The sequence below is a fragment of the Microbispora sitophila genome, assembly GCF_014892245.1.
Taxonomy (GTDB): Bacteria; Actinomycetota; Actinomycetes; order Streptosporangiales; family Streptosporangiaceae; genus Microbispora; species Microbispora siamensis.
In genome coordinates, this window is record NZ_JADBGC010000007.1 from 1 (window position 1) to 16,136 (window position 16,136).

The 16,136-nt window shown below is 72.5% G+C and carries 16 protein-coding genes; 10 read left to right on the forward strand and 6 right to left on the reverse strand.

Features of this window, described 5'->3' with window-relative positions; genetic code table 11:
• Positions 1-203: 203 nt before the first annotated feature.
• Positions 204-524, reverse strand: a complete 321-nt coding sequence (locus IL992_RS14010; RefSeq protein WP_193203803.1) for a hypothetical protein — start codon at positions 522-524, stop codon at positions 204-206.
• Between the two features lie 170 nt (positions 525-694).
• Here IL992_RS14010 and IL992_RS14015 point away from each other — a divergent pair, with 170 nt between their 5' ends.
• Entirely contained in the window at positions 695-985 is a 291-nt protein-coding gene (locus tag IL992_RS14015; RefSeq protein WP_193203804.1) for a hypothetical protein, read from the forward strand.
• A 108-nt stretch (positions 986-1,093) separates the two neighbouring features.
• Positions 1,094-1,567 (forward strand): MarR family winged helix-turn-helix transcriptional regulator, encoded by a 474-nt coding sequence (locus tag IL992_RS14020; RefSeq protein WP_193203805.1) that lies wholly within the window; start codon positions 1,094-1,096, stop codon positions 1,565-1,567.
• Between the two features lie 8 nt (positions 1,568-1,575).
• Here the strand turns inward: IL992_RS14020 and IL992_RS14025 are convergent, their stop codons facing one another.
• On the reverse strand, positions 1,576-1,914 hold the full coding sequence (locus tag IL992_RS14025) for a DUF4260 family protein (protein WP_226872950.1): 339 nt from the start codon (positions 1,912-1,914) through the stop codon (positions 1,576-1,578).
• 279 nt (positions 1,915-2,193) lie between these two features.
• Here IL992_RS14025 and IL992_RS14030 point away from each other — a divergent pair, with 279 nt between their 5' ends.
• Both IL992_RS14030 and IL992_RS14035 read left to right on the forward strand, forming a co-directional pair.
• On the forward strand, positions 2,194-3,027 hold the full coding sequence (locus IL992_RS14030) for an alpha/beta fold hydrolase (RefSeq protein ID WP_193203807.1): 834 nt from the start codon (positions 2,194-2,196) through the stop codon (positions 3,025-3,027).
• A gap of 130 nt (positions 3,028-3,157) precedes the next feature.
• Positions 3,158-4,579 (forward strand): alkaline phosphatase PhoX, encoded by a 1,422-nt coding sequence (locus IL992_RS14035; protein ID WP_319018536.1) that lies wholly within the window; start codon positions 3,158-3,160, stop codon positions 4,577-4,579.
• A gap of 54 nt (positions 4,580-4,633) precedes the next feature.
• Here the strand turns inward: IL992_RS14035 and crcB (IL992_RS14040) are convergent, their stop codons facing one another.
• Genes crcB (IL992_RS14040) through crcB (IL992_RS14050) form a run of 3 tightly spaced genes read right to left on the reverse strand, consistent with a single transcriptional unit; the run spans position 4,634 to position 5,882 of the window.
• On the reverse strand, positions 4,634-5,005 hold the full coding sequence (crcB, locus tag IL992_RS14040) for a fluoride efflux transporter CrcB (protein WP_193203809.1): 372 nt from the start codon (positions 5,003-5,005) through the stop codon (positions 4,634-4,636).
• Positions 5,002-5,355, reverse strand: a complete 354-nt coding sequence (locus IL992_RS14045) for a DUF190 domain-containing protein (RefSeq protein ID WP_193203810.1) — start codon at positions 5,353-5,355, stop codon at positions 5,002-5,004. The genes crcB (IL992_RS14040) and IL992_RS14045 overlap by 4 nt, the downstream gene beginning before the upstream one ends.
• Positions 5,352-5,882: a fluoride efflux transporter CrcB gene (gene crcB / locus IL992_RS14050; protein ID WP_193203811.1), complete on the reverse strand. Its 531-nt coding sequence runs from the start codon at positions 5,880-5,882 to the stop codon at positions 5,352-5,354. The genes IL992_RS14045 and crcB (IL992_RS14050) overlap by 4 nt, the downstream gene beginning before the upstream one ends.
• Before the next feature lie 467 nt (positions 5,883-6,349).
• Here crcB (IL992_RS14050) and IL992_RS14055 point away from each other — a divergent pair, with 467 nt between their 5' ends.
• Entirely contained in the window at positions 6,350-7,516 is a 1,167-nt protein-coding gene (locus IL992_RS14055; protein ID WP_193203812.1) for an ATP-grasp domain-containing protein, read from the forward strand.
• 38 nt (positions 7,517-7,554) lie between these two features.
• A complete protein-coding gene (locus IL992_RS14060) occupies positions 7,555-9,360 on the forward strand; it encodes an AfsR/SARP family transcriptional regulator (RefSeq protein WP_193203813.1) in 1,806 nt (601 codons plus the stop codon).
• Here IL992_RS14060 and IL992_RS14065 read toward each other — a convergent pair.
• The gene (locus IL992_RS14065; RefSeq protein WP_193203814.1) at positions 9,307-10,626 is read right to left on the reverse strand and encodes an MFS transporter; all 1,320 of its coding nucleotides are present in this window, start codon (positions 10,624-10,626) and stop codon (positions 9,307-9,309) included. The genes IL992_RS14060 and IL992_RS14065 overlap by 54 nt on opposite strands.
• A gap of 307 nt (positions 10,627-10,933) precedes the next feature.
• Between IL992_RS14065 and IL992_RS14070 the strand changes: the two genes are divergently transcribed.
• Genes IL992_RS14070 through IL992_RS14085 form a run of 4 tightly spaced genes read left to right on the forward strand, consistent with a single transcriptional unit; the run spans position 10,934 to position 15,849 of the window.
• Positions 10,934-11,146, forward strand: coding sequence for an aroma-sacti cluster domain-containing protein (locus IL992_RS14070; protein ID WP_036409041.1), 213 nt, complete (start codon positions 10,934-10,936; stop codon positions 11,144-11,146).
• A complete protein-coding gene (locus IL992_RS14075) occupies positions 11,143-14,247 on the forward strand; it encodes an AAA family ATPase (protein WP_193203815.1) in 3,105 nt (1,034 codons plus the stop codon). Before IL992_RS14070 ends, IL992_RS14075 begins: the two co-directional genes overlap by 4 nt.
• Complete coding sequence (locus tag IL992_RS14080; protein ID WP_193203816.1) at positions 14,244-15,221, forward strand: S8 family serine peptidase; 978 nt, start codon at positions 14,244-14,246, stop codon at positions 15,219-15,221. Before IL992_RS14075 ends, IL992_RS14080 begins: the two co-directional genes overlap by 4 nt.
• Positions 15,208-15,849 (forward strand): GAF domain-containing protein, encoded by a 642-nt coding sequence (locus IL992_RS14085; RefSeq protein WP_193203817.1) that lies wholly within the window; start codon positions 15,208-15,210, stop codon positions 15,847-15,849. The genes IL992_RS14080 and IL992_RS14085 overlap by 14 nt, the downstream gene beginning before the upstream one ends.
• Positions 15,850-16,136 lie beyond the last annotated feature (287 nt).

The following is a 16,136-nucleotide window of genomic DNA, read 5'->3' on the forward strand; positions in this document are numbered from 1 at the left end:
GCCTACAACGTCGCGGCCCTGCCGCTGGCCGCCGCGGGACTGCTCAACCCCATGATCGCCGGGGCGGCGATGGCGTTCTCCAGCGTCTTCGTCGTCAGCAACAGCCTCAGGCTCCGCCGCTTCCGCTGACGGATTCCGCGGCCGGGTCGTCCACAGCCTGTGGAAGGCCCGGCCTCAGTATGCGAGTGCCCGGTCGGTGGGCGTCAGCGGCGCAGACGGCGACCGGTCTCCTCGGTCACCTGCCGCAGGACCTCCGCGAGTTCCGGACGCTCCGTCAGAACGTCCTCGATTCGCGCACGCCAGGCGCCGACCTCGGCGGACAGCGCGTCCTCGTGAGGGCCCCGCGCGGGCCGGACCTCTCCTCGCTGCAGGCGCATCCGGGTGCGGGTCAGGGCATCTTCGTACGTCTGCCCAAGATGGCGTCCGAGCCTCTCACCGAGCCACCAGTAGGTGTCGCCCGTCGCGGCCGCGACGAACACCCTGGCGCTCTCCCACGCCACACGTTCCCTGTGGATGACGGCCACGTGATCGAAGGTACGTCCGGAATTCACGGCGGGCAATGGCCGCTTCGCCGTCGGTTCTCGCCGCGCTTTTGGTGCTTCGCCGGGAGCGGCCTGAGTTTGTCACAACCTGGACACGGATACGAAGAGTAACGATCAAACACGATTAGTTACATCCGAGATGAGGAATCTTCATGCACCGCCCTTTCCGCCTTCTGTCCCTGGCCGCCCTGACCTGTGCGGGGCTGCTCGCCACCGCGCCCGCGTACGCGGACTGTGGGTGTGACACGCCGAAGGCCGCCACGCCCTCGGCCGCCGCCCTGGATCTCGGCGCGAAGGTCGACGCGGGCCTCGATCTGGGCGTCAGCCTCGGCGTCACCCTCGGCCTGGACGTCGACCTCGACCTGAACGCGAAGGCCGGCGTCGGCACGGGCGCGGGGACCATGAGCTGCGGCAAGCCCGTGGTGCTGCGCCGTTGCCGCTGACGGGGCGGGCGTGACCCGGCCGGCGCCGGGTCACGCCACCCGGAAAAACCTCGTGCACGATTGGACCGTTCACGTGCGGATGGCGGGTCAGGATCCTAAAGTGGAAGGATGACCAGCACCACGAGTGAGCAGCGGCTTCCCCGCATACTCGACGACAAGATGTGCTTCGCGCTCTACGCCGCCTCCCGCGCCGTCACCGGCCTCTATCGGCCCCTGCTCGACGAGATGGGTCTCACCTACCCGCAGTTCCTGGTCCTGCTGGTCTTGTGGGACGGCCCCGCGGAGGGCGTCACGGTCAAGGAACTCGGCGCCGCGCTCCACCTCGACTACGGCACGATGACGCCACTGCTCAAGCGCCTGGAGGCCAACGGCCTGCTGCGCCGGGAGCGCCGCGCCGACGACGAGCGTACAGTGCAGATCACGCTGACCGAGAAGGGCGCCGGGCTGCGGGAACGCAGCGACGACATCTTCACCGCGGTCGGCGACGCGATGGCGCTCGACCCCGAGGAGTTCACCCGCACCCTCGCCACGCTGCGCCGCCTGACCGCCAACGTCACCGCCTACGCGAACCGGCGGAGCTGAGGGCGCCCTCACCGCCCAGCCGGCACCCCCGCCGCGCTACGCGAAAATCCCCGCCCGAGCGCTCGTTCAAGGGCGATGCGGGTGAGCCAGCCAAGGGCGGCGGTGAACAGCGGCGGCCACACGATCGGGCCGAAGCTGTAGGCGACCAGCACCACGAGCGGGATCCATACGCGGTGGACGGCCTGGTAGAGCACGCCAGGCGGACGAACCCCGGCGAGCCGCGCCAGGTCGGCCAGCGCGAAGAACACGAGCGTGGCGACGGTGGTCGGCAAGCCGTACTTGACGCTCTCGAAGACCGCGAACGCGGCCAGGAAGAGCGCGATCACCGCCCAGCCGATTTTTCGCAACCGGCCACCGCCTTTCCGCACCGACCGCATCGCTGAATCGGGAAGGTGTCACCCGCTGAGCGCGGGGTCAAACCCGGGAGTCCACGCGCGAACCGCAGGCCGGTCAACGTGCACCCTCGACGATCCGCACAACCGTGACCTTATCGGCAGGAGGCCCCGAGTGAGGTACGGCAAGGGCAATTACCTTGCGCACAACTTAATTGTCCCCTAGTCTCTAGCGCGTAGGAGGAAACCGGTTGCAAGGCCGGGTCCCGCACTGGAGATCAGAAGGAGCGCGTCATGGCGTACATCACCGTCGGCCAGGAGAACAGCACCGACATCAACCTCTATTACGAGGACCACGGCAGCGGGCAGCCCATCGTGCTCATCCACGGCTACCCGCTGGACGGCCACTCGTGGGAGAAGCAGATCCCCGCCCTGCTCAGCGCCGGCTACCGCGTCATCACCTACGACCGCCGCGGCTTCGGCCAGTCGAGCCAGCCCACCGTCGGCTACGACTACGACACCTTCGCCGCCGACCTGAACACGCTACTGGAGACCCTCGACCTGCGCGACGTGATCCTCGTCGGCTTCTCCATGGGCACCGGCGAGGTCGGCCGCTACCTCGGCACGTACGGCTCGGCGCGGGTGGCCAAGGCCGCCTTCCTCGCCTCTCTCGAGCCGTTCCTGCTCAAGACGGAGGACAACCCGGAGGGCGTGGACGGCAGCGTGTTCGAGGGCATCCTCGAGGCCGTCACCAAGGACCGCTACGCCTACTTCACCGACTTTTACAACGCCTTCTACAACACCGACGAGAACCTCGGCACCCGTCTCAGCGAAGAGGTCGTCCGGGCCAACTGGAACACCGCCGCAGGCGCCTCGTGGTATGCCTCGTCCGCCGCCGTCCCCACCTGGACGACGGACTTCCGGGCCGACATCCCCAAGATCGACATCCCCACGCTCATCGTGCACGGCACCGCCGACCGCATCCTGCCCATCGAGTCCACCGGCCGCCCGTTCCACCGGGCGCTCCCCCAGGCCGAGTACGTCGAGATCGAGGGCGCCCCGCACGGCCTGCTGTGGACCCACGCCCAGGAGGTCACCGACGCGCTCCTCGCGTTCCTGGCGAAGTGACGCGCAAGCGGGATATCCCGTCCTGAGATCGTTGTCGGGTGTTCACCCCCACGTCCGTTTCACGGAAGGAGGGGTTCAGGACGAGGAAATGGGATCACAGGGCCTGCCGTATGCACCGAAAGGTACGTCTGTGAGTTCCTCCCTCTCCCGCCGCGACCTCATGCGCTCGGCCGCCGCCGGTGGCCTCGGCATCGCCATCGCGGGCAGCATCGAGGCCATCGCCGGCCCCGCCGCCGCCCAGGCCGCCCAGGCGGGGGCCGGTAAGACGACCGGGTACGGCCCGGTCGTCGCCGACCCCGCCGGTCTGCTCGCCCTGCCCGCGGGCTTCTCCTACAAGGTCGTCGCTCAGGCCGGCAAGACGGTGCTGGAGTCGGGCGAGCCGACCCCCAGCGACGCCGACGGCACCGGCTGCTTCCGCGGCCGTGACGGCTGGGTGCTGGTGAACAACCACGAGATCGGCGGCGGCGAGCCCTACGGCGTGCCCGCCCTGCCCGGACTCACCTACGACCCGGGCGCCAAGGGCGGCACGACGACCATCGAGGTCGACAGGAACGGCAACCGGATCCGCGAGTACGTCAGCGTGGCCGGCACGCACAACAACTGCGCGGGCGGCATCACGCCGTGGAACACCTGGTTGACCTGCGAGGAGACCGAGCAGCGGGCCGGCGGCGCCTTCCAGAAGGACCACGGGTACGTCTTCGAGGTGGACCCGTTCGACCGCGAGGCCAACAAGAACCCGGTGCCGCTGAAGTTCCTCGGCCGCTACTCCCACGAGGCCGTCGCGGTCAACCCGCGCAACTCGGAGATCTACCTGACCGAGGACGCGAGCGGCCCGCACGGCCTCTACTTCCGCTGGACCCCGCCCCACGGCTTCCACGGCCGCAAGGGCGCCCTGCGTGCGCTCGCCCTCGGCCCCGGCGGCGACACCGCAGGGAAGCTGCAGGCCATGCGGTGCCGCAAGGGCAGCAGGCACATCGCCGACCTGTCCGAGGCGACCCAGCCGGGCACCCGTTACAAGGTCGAGTGGGTCGACGTGCCGGACCGGGACGCCAAGACGACCTCGGTGCGCAAGCAGTTCACCGACGACCAGATCACCCGCAGCCGCAAGCTGGAGGGCGCCTGGTGGGGCGACGGCGGCGCGTACTTCGTCGCCAGCTACGCCCGGCACGACGACGGCAGCGTCAACGAGCACGACGGCCAGGTCTGGTTCTACGACCCCGAGTCGGAGACCGTCACGCTCAAGACGATCTTCGGCGTCAACCCCGACCCGGAGCAGGACACCAACTACGACGGGCCGGACAACATCACCGTCTCGCCGTACGGCGGCGTCATCCTCGCCGAGGACGGCGAGGGCCTGTCGCACCTGGTCGGCGTGACCGACAAGGGCACGCCCTACCCGATGGCCCGCAACGAGCTCAACGACAGCGAGTTCACCGGCCCGACGTTCAGCGACGACGGCCGCATCCTGTTCGCCAACATCCAGACCCCCGGCTACGTCTTCGCGATCATCGGTCCCTGGACCCAGAAGCACAACGGCCACGGGCACCACTGAGCCGCACGCCGTCACGACCGCTCCACCGGCACCGGTGGGGCGGTCATGATGGTTTCAGGCGAGGAGGGCGGCCAGCGCGAATCCGGCGGCGGCGGCGAGGAGGCCGAGGACCAGACTGCCGAGCGCGTTGAGCCCGGCCTCCAGGACCGAGCCCTCCTCCAGCAGCCGTACGGTCTCGAATCCGAACGTGCTGAACGTCGTGAACGCGCCGCAGAAGCCGGTGCCGAGCAGGGTGACCAGCGCGGCGGGCAGCCCGAGGTCGTCCCGGGCGCCGAGCAGCAGCCCGAGCACGAGCGACCCGGACACGTTGACCGCCAGCGTGCCCCAGGGGAACACGCTGTCGTGCAGGCGCTGCACCAGCCGGTCGGCCAGATACCGGGCGGGAGCGCCGACGACGCCGCCGAGGAAGATGAGCAGCAGGGTCACGACTCCGCCCGCCCCGGCTCACGCCCCACGTAGCGGTAGACCTCCACGGGATCGACGATCACCAGGCCCTCGGTCACCAGTTCGTCCAGTTCCGCCACGAACGCGCTGATCCTCTCCGGGACGTCCACGATGACGACGGCGATGGGCAGGTCCTCGCTGAGCGACAGCAGGCGGCTGGTGTGGATGCGCGAGGAGGCACCGAAGCCCTCGATGCCCCGGAACACGCTCGCCCCGGCCAGGCCCATCGTGCGCGCCCGATGGACGATCTCGGTGTACAGCGGCCGGTGCCGATACTGGTCGCTCTCGCCTATCAAGATCGTCAGTCTCTGCGCGGGGCCGTGCAGTCTCATTCGCCCCTCCTCCCGCCTCGGCGTACGGGGAGGCCCGCCAGGGCGCGGGCGAGGACGATGCCGCACCAGACCGCGACCAGTCCGGCGACCAGGCTGCCCGCGGCGTACGCACCGGCCACCGGCCACGCGCCGTGCCACGACCTGTCCACGATCTCCGTCGTGAAGGTGGAGAACGTCGTGAATCCGCCGAGGAAGCCGACCCCGAGGAACGGACGGACGTAGCGGCGCGGCGGCCAGACGTCCAGGACGAAGACCATCAGGACCCCGAGCGCGAAGCAGCCGGTGACGTTGGCGAGGAACGTCCCCCAGGGGAATCCGGTGGGCGAGGCGGGGAACGCCCGGCCGACCAGATATCTGGCCACGGCGCCGGCTCCGCCGCCGAAGGCGATCACCGCGAGAATGTCCCAGGTCCGGCGGCGGGCGGGGGCCGCCGGCCGGCGGAACAGGTCCCGTTCGTGGCGGAGGTCCACGTCGGGGTCGACCGGCAGATCCGCCTCTTCCCGATCGCCGCGTACGCGCCGGCTCACGCCGTCCTCCTCATCCTCGCCACCCGGCCTGCCGCCCGGCCTGTCCGCAGGTCCGCACTACGGTCGCGGAGGGAGCGGATCCCGCACGAGCGCATCCCAGTTTAGGTGCCGCACCGGAACGGCCACCGGGCGCCGCGTCCGTCGCGGGCCGGACAATTCTCGATCATCAGCGATGTGCCCCTATTCAGGAATTGCTGCCGACCACAAATTGCGCGCCGGGGACAGAACAGCAGAAAGGGCTTCCGGAAGTCGCCGCTTTCCGCACATAAATAGAGGGTGACCTGCCTAGACACGCAACTCGCACATATCACAATAAATCTATCGACTAACCATATTAGGTTCTATTGACAGCAAACCGGGTCCACCGTTGACTTGTGGGATATGGGCGTGATCACGAAAACGATGCTGGTGGAAGTATCACCGGCGCGAAATGACGGATTCGGACCGCGCACGGCTGCGGTCACGCCTTGTTGAGCGCCACCGGCGTCCCTGGCCAGGCCGGACCCGGCCGGTCGTGCGGCCCTCATCTCACCCTCGACCTGCGTGGATCGCCGGGCTCGGTGTCGTGGCGGCTCCCGGAGACCGGGCCGGCCACGGACGCCGCACCCTGCGTCGTGCTGGCCGACCGTGCGGGCTGCGCCGAGTTCGCCGTCCTCCAGGACACCCTGCACCACCTCGGCGTGCCGAGCGTACGCGTCGACGCCGAGAGCGTGGCCGCGCTGCGGCTGTCCACCGCGGTGACCTGCGGGGCCGGGCACGACGGGGCGATCGGAGGGAGGCCGTGTGGCGTGCTCGACCTGGGCGGCCGCCGCATCGCTCCGACCGTCGTCTGGGCGCGGCACTTCTCCCCCCGGGCCATGCCCGCGTCGGCGAGCGCCGCACAGACCCTCCTGCGGGCCGAGTCCTGGCACGCGTTCGTCCGCCAGCTCTGCTCGCTCGCGCCGGCGAGCCTGCCCGGCAACCGTCCCGGCCGCCTGGAGCAGCTCGCCGGGGCGGCAGCGGCCGGGATCCGCGTCCCCCGGACGGTCGTCACCACCGCCCCGGCGGAGGCCGCCGCCGCGATGCCGGGCCCCAGGGTCGTGGTCAAGGTCGTCGGGGAGCACTTCGTCGAGACCTCACCCGGCCTCCTGACCGGGGTGTTTCCCGAGATCGGGGCACGTACGGAGGTTCTGCGCCGGCCCGCCCTCGACTACCCGGTCATCGTGCAGGAACACGTCGAGCACGACGCCGAGCTGCGGGTCTACCACGTCGCCGGGGCCGTGCACGCGTACGCCGTCGGCAAGCGCGCCCCCGACTCGCCGTGGCGGGAGGAGGCCGAGGTGACGGTCACGCCGGTCGCCGCCCCGCCCGCGGTCACCGACACCGTACGCAGGCTCGCGAGCCTGTGGGGGTTGACCTACGGCGCCTTCGACCTGCTGCTCAGCGCGGGCGAGGTGGTGTTCCTCGAGGTCAACGCCGACGGCGACTGGCGCTGGTTCGAGGCGAAAGCCGGGGGACGCGCGGTCTCCACGGCCGCCGCGCTCGCGATCAGGACGCTCCACCTGGCGGCCCTGGGGAACGCCGGACCTCCATCGCCGCTCGAACTCGTCGACTTCCTCCTGCTGGGCACCCGGACACGCGGCTCCCGCCGGTGACCGAGGTCGCCGCGCGGACCCGGACCAAGGAAAGCGCCATGGGTGACGTGAGCTCGCCGCGACTGCACTGTTCTGTACTCGGTTCGCTGGAGGTCCGCGTCGCGGGCCGCAGGGCCGTCATCGGCGCTCCGAAACAACGGCTCCTCCTGGCGATACTGCTGTGCCACGCGAACGCGGTCATCCCGTCGGACCAGCTGATCGACTCACTGTGGGGCGAGACCCCGCCGCGTACGGCACGCAAGAACCTGCAGGTCTACATGTCCGCGCTCCGCAAGATCGTGGGCGACCGGATCAGCTTCCAGGGGTGGGGCTACCGCATCAGCGCCGATCGCGAGGAGCTCGACCTGCTGCGCTTCCTGGAACTGGGCAGGTCGGGGCGGGCCGCCGTCCGGAGCGGAGACCTCGCCAACGCCGCCGCGCTGCTGGGCGACGCCGTCCACATGTGGCGGGAACGGCCGCTCGAGGAGTTCTGCCATGTCCCGCTCGTGGCCGCCGAGGTGGGCCGCTTCACCGAGCTCTTCCTGTCGATCTACGAGGACTGGGTCGAGCTGGAGATCGAGCTGGGCCGCCACGTCGAGGCCCTGGGCTCCCTCGACGTCGTCGCCGCGCGGTATCCCGCCCGTGAGCGCGTCGCCGCGGCCAGGATGACCGCGCTGTCGCGGTGCGGGCGGGCCGCCGAGGCCCTGGCGCACTTCGAGGGCCTGCGCCGGCACCTCGCCGCCGAGATGGGCATCGATCCCAGCCCTATGATCAGGCAGCTCTACCAGGCCGTCCTCCGCGGCGACGGGCCCCCGCCCGCGCGGCTCCCCGGCCTCGCCGGCGGCGCCCGCCCCCGGCCCGTACGCACCCTGGCCAACCGGCTGCCCCGCGACATCGACGACTTCGTGGGCCGGGAGGCGGAGGTGCGGCGCATCCTGGACGAGCCCGCGGCCGTCACGGTGATCACGGGCGACCTCGGCGCCGGCAAGACCGCCCTCGCCGTGCACGTCGCGCACATGCTCGCCCCCCGCTACCCGGACGGCGCCGTGGTGATCCCGCTGCGGCGTCACGGCGTCCCCAGGCCGGCCGCGGACGTCCAGCGGGAGATCCTGGAGGGCGTCGGGCTGGAGGTCGCCGGCGTGCGCGAGGACGACGTGCTGGCCTCCGTCTGGCGGTCGTGGCTCGCCGACCGGAAGGTCCTGCTTGTCCTCGACGACTCGCCGGACGAGTCGAGCGTCCGCATGCTGCTTCCCGGCACCACGTCGAGCAGGGTCCTGGTGACGAGCCGGAGCAGGCTCAGCGGGCTGGAGTCGGTGGCCAGGATCGGTCTGGAGGACCTGTCCTCGAGGGAGGGCGTGGAGTTCCTGAGCCGGTCGATCGGCCGCGACCGGGTGGCCGGGGACCTGCCCGCCGTCCTGCGGATCTTCCGTAGCTGCGGGCTGTCACCCCTGGTCCTGCGCCTGCTCGGGTGCCGCCTCGCCGGGCTGCGGCACCTGCCGCTCGGCCTGCTGGCGGAGCGGCTCGAGCGAACCGAGAACGTGCTGGACGAGTTCGTCGCGGGGGACGTGTCGCTGCGCCGGCGGTTCGAGGAGTTCTACGCCCACCCGTCGTGGCCGCACCGCGCCGCGTTCCTCGCCCTGGGCACGCTCGACGGCCCGGTCTTCGGGCACGAGGAACTCGTCGCGGCGCTGGACGGCACCGAAGGGCCGGGCGAGCGGGTCGTCGAGTCCCTGTTGGAGGCCGGCGTCCTGTCGATTCCGCAGATCGAGACCGACGCCGAGGTGGTCGCCCACTCGTTGTCGTACGCGATGTCACCGCTCGCCCACCGGTTCGCGGCCGAGCTCGGCCGGGCCGGGAACCGCTGAGGGCGCCTCGGTGCCGGCGGGAGCCGGCACGTCGAGGCCGCGCAGCGCGGGGCTGATCGAGGCCAGCGCGCAGGCCGCCGCGAGCAGACCGCCCACGGCCACCAGCGCACCCGCACCGCCGACGTACTCCGCCAGCAGGCCGCCGAGCAGCGGCCCGGCCGGGGTCAGGCCCATGGTGGCCATGGTGAACAGGGAGACCACCCGGCCCGTCATCGCGTCGGGGACGAGCCTGGCGAGCAGGACGCGCAGGACCACGTTGAGCGCCGGCGCCGCGACCATCGCGAGGAAGAGCGGGACCACCGGCCAGTACGGCCCGAACGGCAGGGCGGTCGCGCAGACGGCCAGCGCGAAGAACCCGACCACGCCCAGCATGAGCGTGCCCGGCGGCAGCAGGCGTCCGATCCTGGCCGACAGGGTCGCGCCGAGCAGACCGCCGAGGCCCAGCCCGGCCAGCACGACGCCGGTCGCGGCCGAATCGCCGCCGCGCGCCTCCACCATGACGATGACGGGCAGCAGCAGCGCGTTCGCGACGAGGTTGGCGACCAGGGCGAACGCCAGCCCGGCCCGCAGGCCGCGGTGGCGCCACAGCCAGCCCGCCGCCTCCATGAGGTCGGCCCGCATCCCGGTCTCGCGCCGCTCCGCCGCCTCCGCCGGCCGGCGCGGCACCCGCGCGTGCACGACGCACACCAGCGAGACCAGGTAGCTGAGTGCGTCCACGGCGAACGGGAGGGCCCGGCCCAGGCCGAACAGGAAACCGCCGAGCGGCGGCCCGGCGAGGGAGGCCGCGTGCCCGCGCGCCTCCTCCTGGGCGTACGCCTCGGGGAGCTGCCCGGGAGCCACGACGGCGCGGATCGCGGCGGCCCTGGCCGGGCCGAAGAAGGAGTCGGCCGCGCCGGTCACCACCGCGACCGCCACGATCTGCCACAGCGCCACCCGGCCGGCGAGAACGGCGACGGCGAGCGCGGCCAGGGCGAGACACCGGACGACCTCCGCGCCGATCAGGATGCGGCGCCGGTCCCACCGGTCCACCCACGCCCCCGCGGGCAAGGAGAACAGGAGATTGGCCGTGATCCGGCAGGCGCCGACCAGCCCGGCCAGCGCGGCGGAGCCGGTGACGGCCAGGATCAGCAGCGGGAAGGCCACCCAGGTGAGCGTGGTCCCCAGCTCCGATGCCGCCGCGCCCATCCAGAGCATCTGGAACCGGGAGTTACGGCGCAGCGGCGGCAGCTCACTGTGCTTGCCGAACCGCTCGCTTCGCTCGCTCATGCCACCCCCTCGCCTGACGGCTCGGGGTCGCATGAGCGAATCGCACTGTGCTTACCGATTCGCTCACTTCGCTCGCACTGTGCTTACCGCTTCGCTCGCTTCGCTCGCTCATGTCCGGAGCGTCCCAACCGGTGGTTGGGGCCCAGTAGGAACGCGGTATGGGGCCGGTATGCGCGGCCGGGCCAGCCTGATCGGGGCCAGTATGGCGACGGCATGGCGTCGCCATACTGGCCCTGAACCCTCCGTCCTTACCGTTGGCGGCGTACCACTGTGGCCGACAGGTCCCCGCACGACCAGGAGGTGGCCCATGAACAGCCGCGAGGTTCAGGGCGGGCCGGCGCCGTTCGACCCGTTGACGGCCCTGCGTGAGGCGGGCCACCCGGTGGACCTGCTCAACGAGCGGCAGCGGCAGGTGTTCGCCGAGCTGAGCAGGCCGGAGGTCGAACTGCTCAACTCGATCAAGACCCGCCTGGACGCGGCGGCCGGCGAGGTCGAGGGACAGGAACTGAAACTCGTATGAGCGCAGGGGCGGCCCGGCCTGCGCGCCGGAACGTCGTCGTCGTGTTCATCGACCTGGTCGGCTCGACGGAGCTCGCCGAACGGCTCGACCCCGAGCTCCTCCGGGACGTACTCGACCGCTACTACCAGGCGTGCACCTCCGGCATCAAGGAGCACGGCGGGGTGGTGGAGAAGTACATCGGGGATGCGATCATGGCCGCCTTCGGCATCCCCGCGTCCCGCGAGGACGACGCGCTCCGGGCGGTCCGCGCCGCGCACGCCGCGCTGCAGCGGGTGCGGGAGCTGAGCGACGGCCTGGCCCCCACGCACGGCATCCGGCTCGACGTGCACTGCGGCGTGAGCGCCGGGGAGGCGGTGGTCATCGCCACTCCGGGAACCGACCTGCGCGTCATCGGCGACACCGTCAACACGGCCGCCCGCCTGCAGTCCGTCGCGGGCGTCGGCGAGATCCTCGTCGGGGACGAGGTCGCGCGCATGGTCCGCGCCCAGGCGCGGCTCGAGCCCGTGCCGCCGCTCACGCTGAAGGGCAAGAGCCACCCCGTACGGGCCTGGCGGGTGACCTCCCTGGAGCCGGACACCGGCCAGGACGACGACCAGGTCCCGCTCATCGGCCGCGCCGACGAGATCGGGCGGCTCCGCGCGGCCTACCGCGAGGCGGTGCGGGACCGCCGGTGCCGGGTGGTGACCGTGCTCGGCGTGCCGGGCATCGGCAAGTCCCGGCTCGTGCGCGACTTCGTCCACGAGCTGCCCGCCGAGGTCACCGTGATCACCGGCAGGTGCCGCTCCTACGGCGTGGGGATCACCTATCGCCCCATCGTGGAGATGGTCGAGTCGCTCGGCGACGACTGGCGGCACATCCAGCCGGCGCTGGAGGCGTCGAGCCGCTCCACCCTGCGCGGGCTGGCGACGGCCGACGCCTCGCGCGCGCCGCGCGCCGGGGAGGACGCGGGCGTCGAGGAGATCTCGCGGGCGGTGCGCGCGCTGTTCGAGGCGCTGGCCCGGCGCGGCCCGCTGGTGGCGGTCTGGGAGGACCTGCACTGGGCCGAGCCGACCCTGCTCGACCTGATCGACGATCTCGCGGCGTGGCTCGCCGACGTGCCCGTCCTGGTCGTACGGGTGGCCAGGCCCGAGCTGCTGGAGGCACGGCCCGCCTGGGGGGACGACAGGGGCCGTGCCGTCGCGTTCGAGCTGGGGGCGCTCGACACGGCGCACATGGAACGGCTGGTCGCCGAGCTGGCCGCGCACCGGCTGCCGGAGGCCGAGGTGGTCGCCCACGACATGGCCGCGGGCCCGGCCCTGTGCCTGCGGGTCGCGCGGAGCTCCGACGGCAACCCGCTGTTCGCCGAGCTGCTGCTGGAGACGCTGGCCGAGGAGGGAGAGGACGCCCCGCTTCCGCCCACGATCCAGGCGCTGCTCGGCGCGCGCCTGGACCGGCTCGACGAGGGGGAGCGCGACGTGCTCGAACGCGCCGCGACGATCGGCCACGTCTTCACCCGCGAGCAGCTCGGCGTGCTCTGCGCGGCCGAGCCGCAGGCCCGGCTCGACGTCGACGAGCTGCTCGGACGCCTCATCCGCACGCGCATGGTCCGGCGCGGGGAGGCGCCGGGCTCGTTCCACTTCGCGCAGACGCTGACCCGGGACACGGTCTACGCCATGACCCGCAAGGACCTGCGGGCCACCTGGCACCTGGCCCTCGCCGACCGGATCGCCGACCGGATCGCCGACCAGGCCGGCGCTGCCGTCCCGTCCCGCGCCGCCCTCTCGTCCCGTGCCGGTGAGGAGAGCTCGCACGGCGACCTGGCCCACCATCTGGAGACCGCCTGCCTGCTCAAGCGCGAGGTGCGGCCGGACGACCCGCTGCTGCCTGCGCTCACCGAGCGGGCCGCCCGCGCCCTCGTCGGCGAGGGCACCCAGGCGCTGCACCGCAAGGACCTGCCCGCCGCCATCGCCCTGCTGGAGCGGGGACGCGACCTGCTGCCGGTCGGCCACGCCGAGCACCGGGTGCTGGCGGTGCGCATCTGCGACGCCGGGCTGGCCCGCGGCGAGGCCGACCGGCCGTACGACGCGCTGGACGTGGCCGAGCGGATGCTGCCGGACGACCGGCGGGGCCGGCTCATCTGCGCCATCCAGCGCGAGACGCTGGCGGTGCGCTTCGGCACCCGGCCCGCGTCGGCCGAGCCGTTCCGCGACCTGCTGGCCGCCGACCCCGGCGACGACCTCGGCTGGTGCCGTTTCCACCATCTGGAGGCGCTGGTGCGCATCGGCGAGGGCCGGTTCGGGGCGGCGGAGGCGGCGCTGCGCGACGCCCTGGCCCGGGCCCGTTCCCTCGGCGACAGATATGAGGAGAACCGCCTGCTCAGCGGGCTCTGTGAGCTGGCGCAGTGGTCCCCCACGCCGCTGGCCGAGGGGCTGAGCCTGTGCGTCGGGGTGTCGGCCAGGTTCCGCGCCGACCGGGCGATGCTCCTGCCGGTCCTGGTCACCGAGGCGCGGCTGCTCGCGCTGGCGGGCTACGTCACCGCCGCCAGGGCCGTCCTCGACAAGGCCGAGCGGCACGCCGGCGACCTTCATCTCGACCTCGCGGCGACCGCGGTCCTCCAGGTGCGCGGGCTGGTGGAGTCGCTCGTCGACCGGCACGCCGAGGCGGAGGCGCTGTTCCGCAGGGCGGCGGCGGACCTGCACCGGGCGGGCCAGTCCGAGCCGGCCAGGACGCTGGAGCTCTACGCGGCGCGCGAGCTGCTCCGGCAGGGGCGCCACCCCGAGGCCGCCAGGGAGCTGCACCGGGTGCGGGCCGCGGGCGGACGGCTGCAGGCCCGCGGCGAGCTGACCCTTCTCGCGCTGAGCGCCCGGGTCGCGTCCCTCGACGGCGACCACGGCGCGGCGGGCGCCGTCGCCGCTCTCGCGGAGGAGCTGCTGGCCCGCACCGACGACCCCTGCCTGCGCGGGGACGTGCTGGCCGACCTGGCGGAGGTGCACCGCGCGGCCGGGCGCACCGCCGCCGCGGCGCGGGCCGCGGCCCGAGCGCTGCGCGACTACGCGGACAAGGGAGCGGAGCTGCCCGCCCGGCGCGTACGCCGGTGGATCGAGGAGGAGAGGCGACTGTGACGCAGCCCCCATGGCGCCGGGAGCGGCGTGAGCACTTCCCCGGTGTGCCGGCCTGGAGCCTGGCGACCTCCCGGCTGGCCCCGGAGGAGTTCGGCGTGAGCCGCCTGGAGGACGTCACCAGGGAGTGGGCCTGGGGTGGGGACGGCGCGGGTGATGGCAGCGCGGGTGATGACGGCACGGGTGGTGACGGCACGGGTGGTGACGGTGCGGGTGGGGGCGGCACGGGTGACGGCGGTGCGGGCCGCGCCGACGGGGCGGACGTGCGCGTCTGCGTGCTCGATACCGGCGTGGACGCCGGTCACCCGCGGGTCGGCGGCCTGGAGCGGTCGCTGGTGGTCGCCGCCGACGGTGACGACCTGACGGTCGCCGACTGCGACCCGGAGGACCCCGTGGGGCACGGCACCGCATGCGCCGGCGTGATCCGCTCGATCGCCCCGGCCGTCTCGCTGACCTCGGTGCGGGTGCTGACCGACGGGCGCTCCGGCAGCGGCGCCGCCCTCCTGGCCGGGCTGCGCTGGGCCGTCGAGGAGGGGTTCGACCTCGTCAACCTCAGCCTGTCCACGACCCGAAGCCAGTATCTGCCCGAGCTGCACGAGCTGGCCGACCGGGCGTACTTCCGGCGCTGCCTGCTGGTGGCCTCGGCCCATAACATGCCGGTCGTCAGCTTCCCCTGGACCTTCTCCTCGGTCATCTCGGTGGCCAGCCACGACGAACCCGACCCGATGACCTACTACTACAACCCGGCGCCGCCGGCCGAGTTCCTCGCCCGGGGCGTCCGGGTCCCGGTGGCCTGGCGCCGCGGCAGGGAGATACGCAGCACCGGCAACAGCTTCGCCGCGCCGCACATCACCGGGATCTGCGCGCTCATCCTGAGCAGGCACCGGTGGATGACTCCCTTCCAGCTCAAGTCTGTGCTCTACCTGGCCGCCAGCAACGTCGTCGCATCCAAGGGAGGCACGCATGTCCGTGCATGAACGGCGCTCCGACAGCGAGATCACCGAGCGCAAGCTGCTGCAGTCCACCGTCGAGGTCGCCAGGCACGTGTTCGCCTCGGCCGCGGCGTCGGTCTTCCTGGTGGACCATGAGACCGGCGAGCTGGTCTTCGAGGCCGTGTCGGGCGAGGGGGAGCAGCACCTGGTCGGCACGCGCTTCCCGGCCGGCACGGGCATCGCGGGCTGGGTCGCGGCGAGCGGCCAGCCGATGATCGCCGACGAGGTGGCGGCGGTGCCGCAGTTCGCCCACGACGCCGCCGAGTCCACCGGGTATGTCCCCCGCAGCATCATGGCGGCGCCGGTGATCCGGCAGGAGAGCTGCATCGGTGTGCTGGAGGTGCTCGACAGGTCCGCCACCTGGCGGGGGGACCTCGCCGACGTGGACCTCCTCGCGATGCTCGCCGCCCAGGCCGCGTACGGCCTGGAGCTTCTGCTGCGGCTGCGGCGGGCCGAGGCGGCGCTCCCGGCCGCGCCGGGCGGCGACGACGTCCACGTGCTGCTGCAGCGGATCTCCGACCGGGTGCCGCGAGGCGGCGGGGCCGCCGACCCGACCGCCCTGAAGCTCCTCGCCGCGGCCGAGGAGCTGCTGCAGTCAGCTTCTCGGCCGTAAACGACCGAGCTTGCGGCTCCTCGCCATCGGTGGATTCGACGGTTCAGGCCGCGTCGTCGGCAGCGTGACTCACTGCCGGCCCGCGACACCGCGCGCGGCGATGTTGCGGGCCGCGTCTTCCAGGGCGATGCCCCGTCCGGTGTGTTCTGCCTCGGTCACGATCTGCTTGGCGACGGCGTGGTGGGTGTTCGCGGCGAACCGCGCCTCCTTGCGGCGGCGCCTTTCAGCAGCCGCTTGGCGGCCTTGGCCTGCACCGGCGACGTAGCCGGCGCTGCCGGTGGCGATGA

Excerpts from the sequence above, each read along its gene's own strand:
- IL992_RS14015 (WP_193203804.1), top strand. The coding sequence starts at position 695 with ATGCACCGCCCTTTCCGCCTTCTGTCCCTGGCCGCCCTGACCTGTGCG.
- IL992_RS14020 (WP_193203805.1), top strand. The coding sequence starts at position 1,094 with ATGACCAGCACCACGAGTGAGCAGCGGCTTCCCCGCATACTCGACGAC.
- IL992_RS14030 (WP_193203807.1), top strand. The coding sequence starts at position 2,194 with ATGGCGTACATCACCGTCGGCCAGGAGAACAGCACCGACATCAACCTC.
- IL992_RS14045 (WP_193203810.1), bottom strand. The coding sequence starts at position 5,355 with ATGAGACTGCACGGCCCCGCGCAGAGACTGACGATCTTGATAGGCGAG.
- IL992_RS14060 (WP_193203813.1), top strand. The coding sequence starts at position 7,555 with ATGGGTGACGTGAGCTCGCCGCGACTGCACTGTTCTGTACTCGGTTCG.
- IL992_RS14065 (WP_193203814.1), bottom strand. The coding sequence starts at position 10,626 with ATGAGCGAGCGAAGCGAGCGGTTCGGCAAGCACAGTGAGCTGCCGCCG.
- IL992_RS14070 (WP_036409041.1), top strand. The coding sequence starts at position 10,934 with ATGAACAGCCGCGAGGTTCAGGGCGGGCCGGCGCCGTTCGACCCGTTG.
- IL992_RS14075 (WP_193203815.1), top strand. The coding sequence starts at position 11,143 with ATGAGCGCAGGGGCGGCCCGGCCTGCGCGCCGGAACGTCGTCGTCGTG.
- IL992_RS14085 (WP_193203817.1), top strand. The coding sequence starts at position 15,208 with ATGTCCGTGCATGAACGGCGCTCCGACAGCGAGATCACCGAGCGCAAG.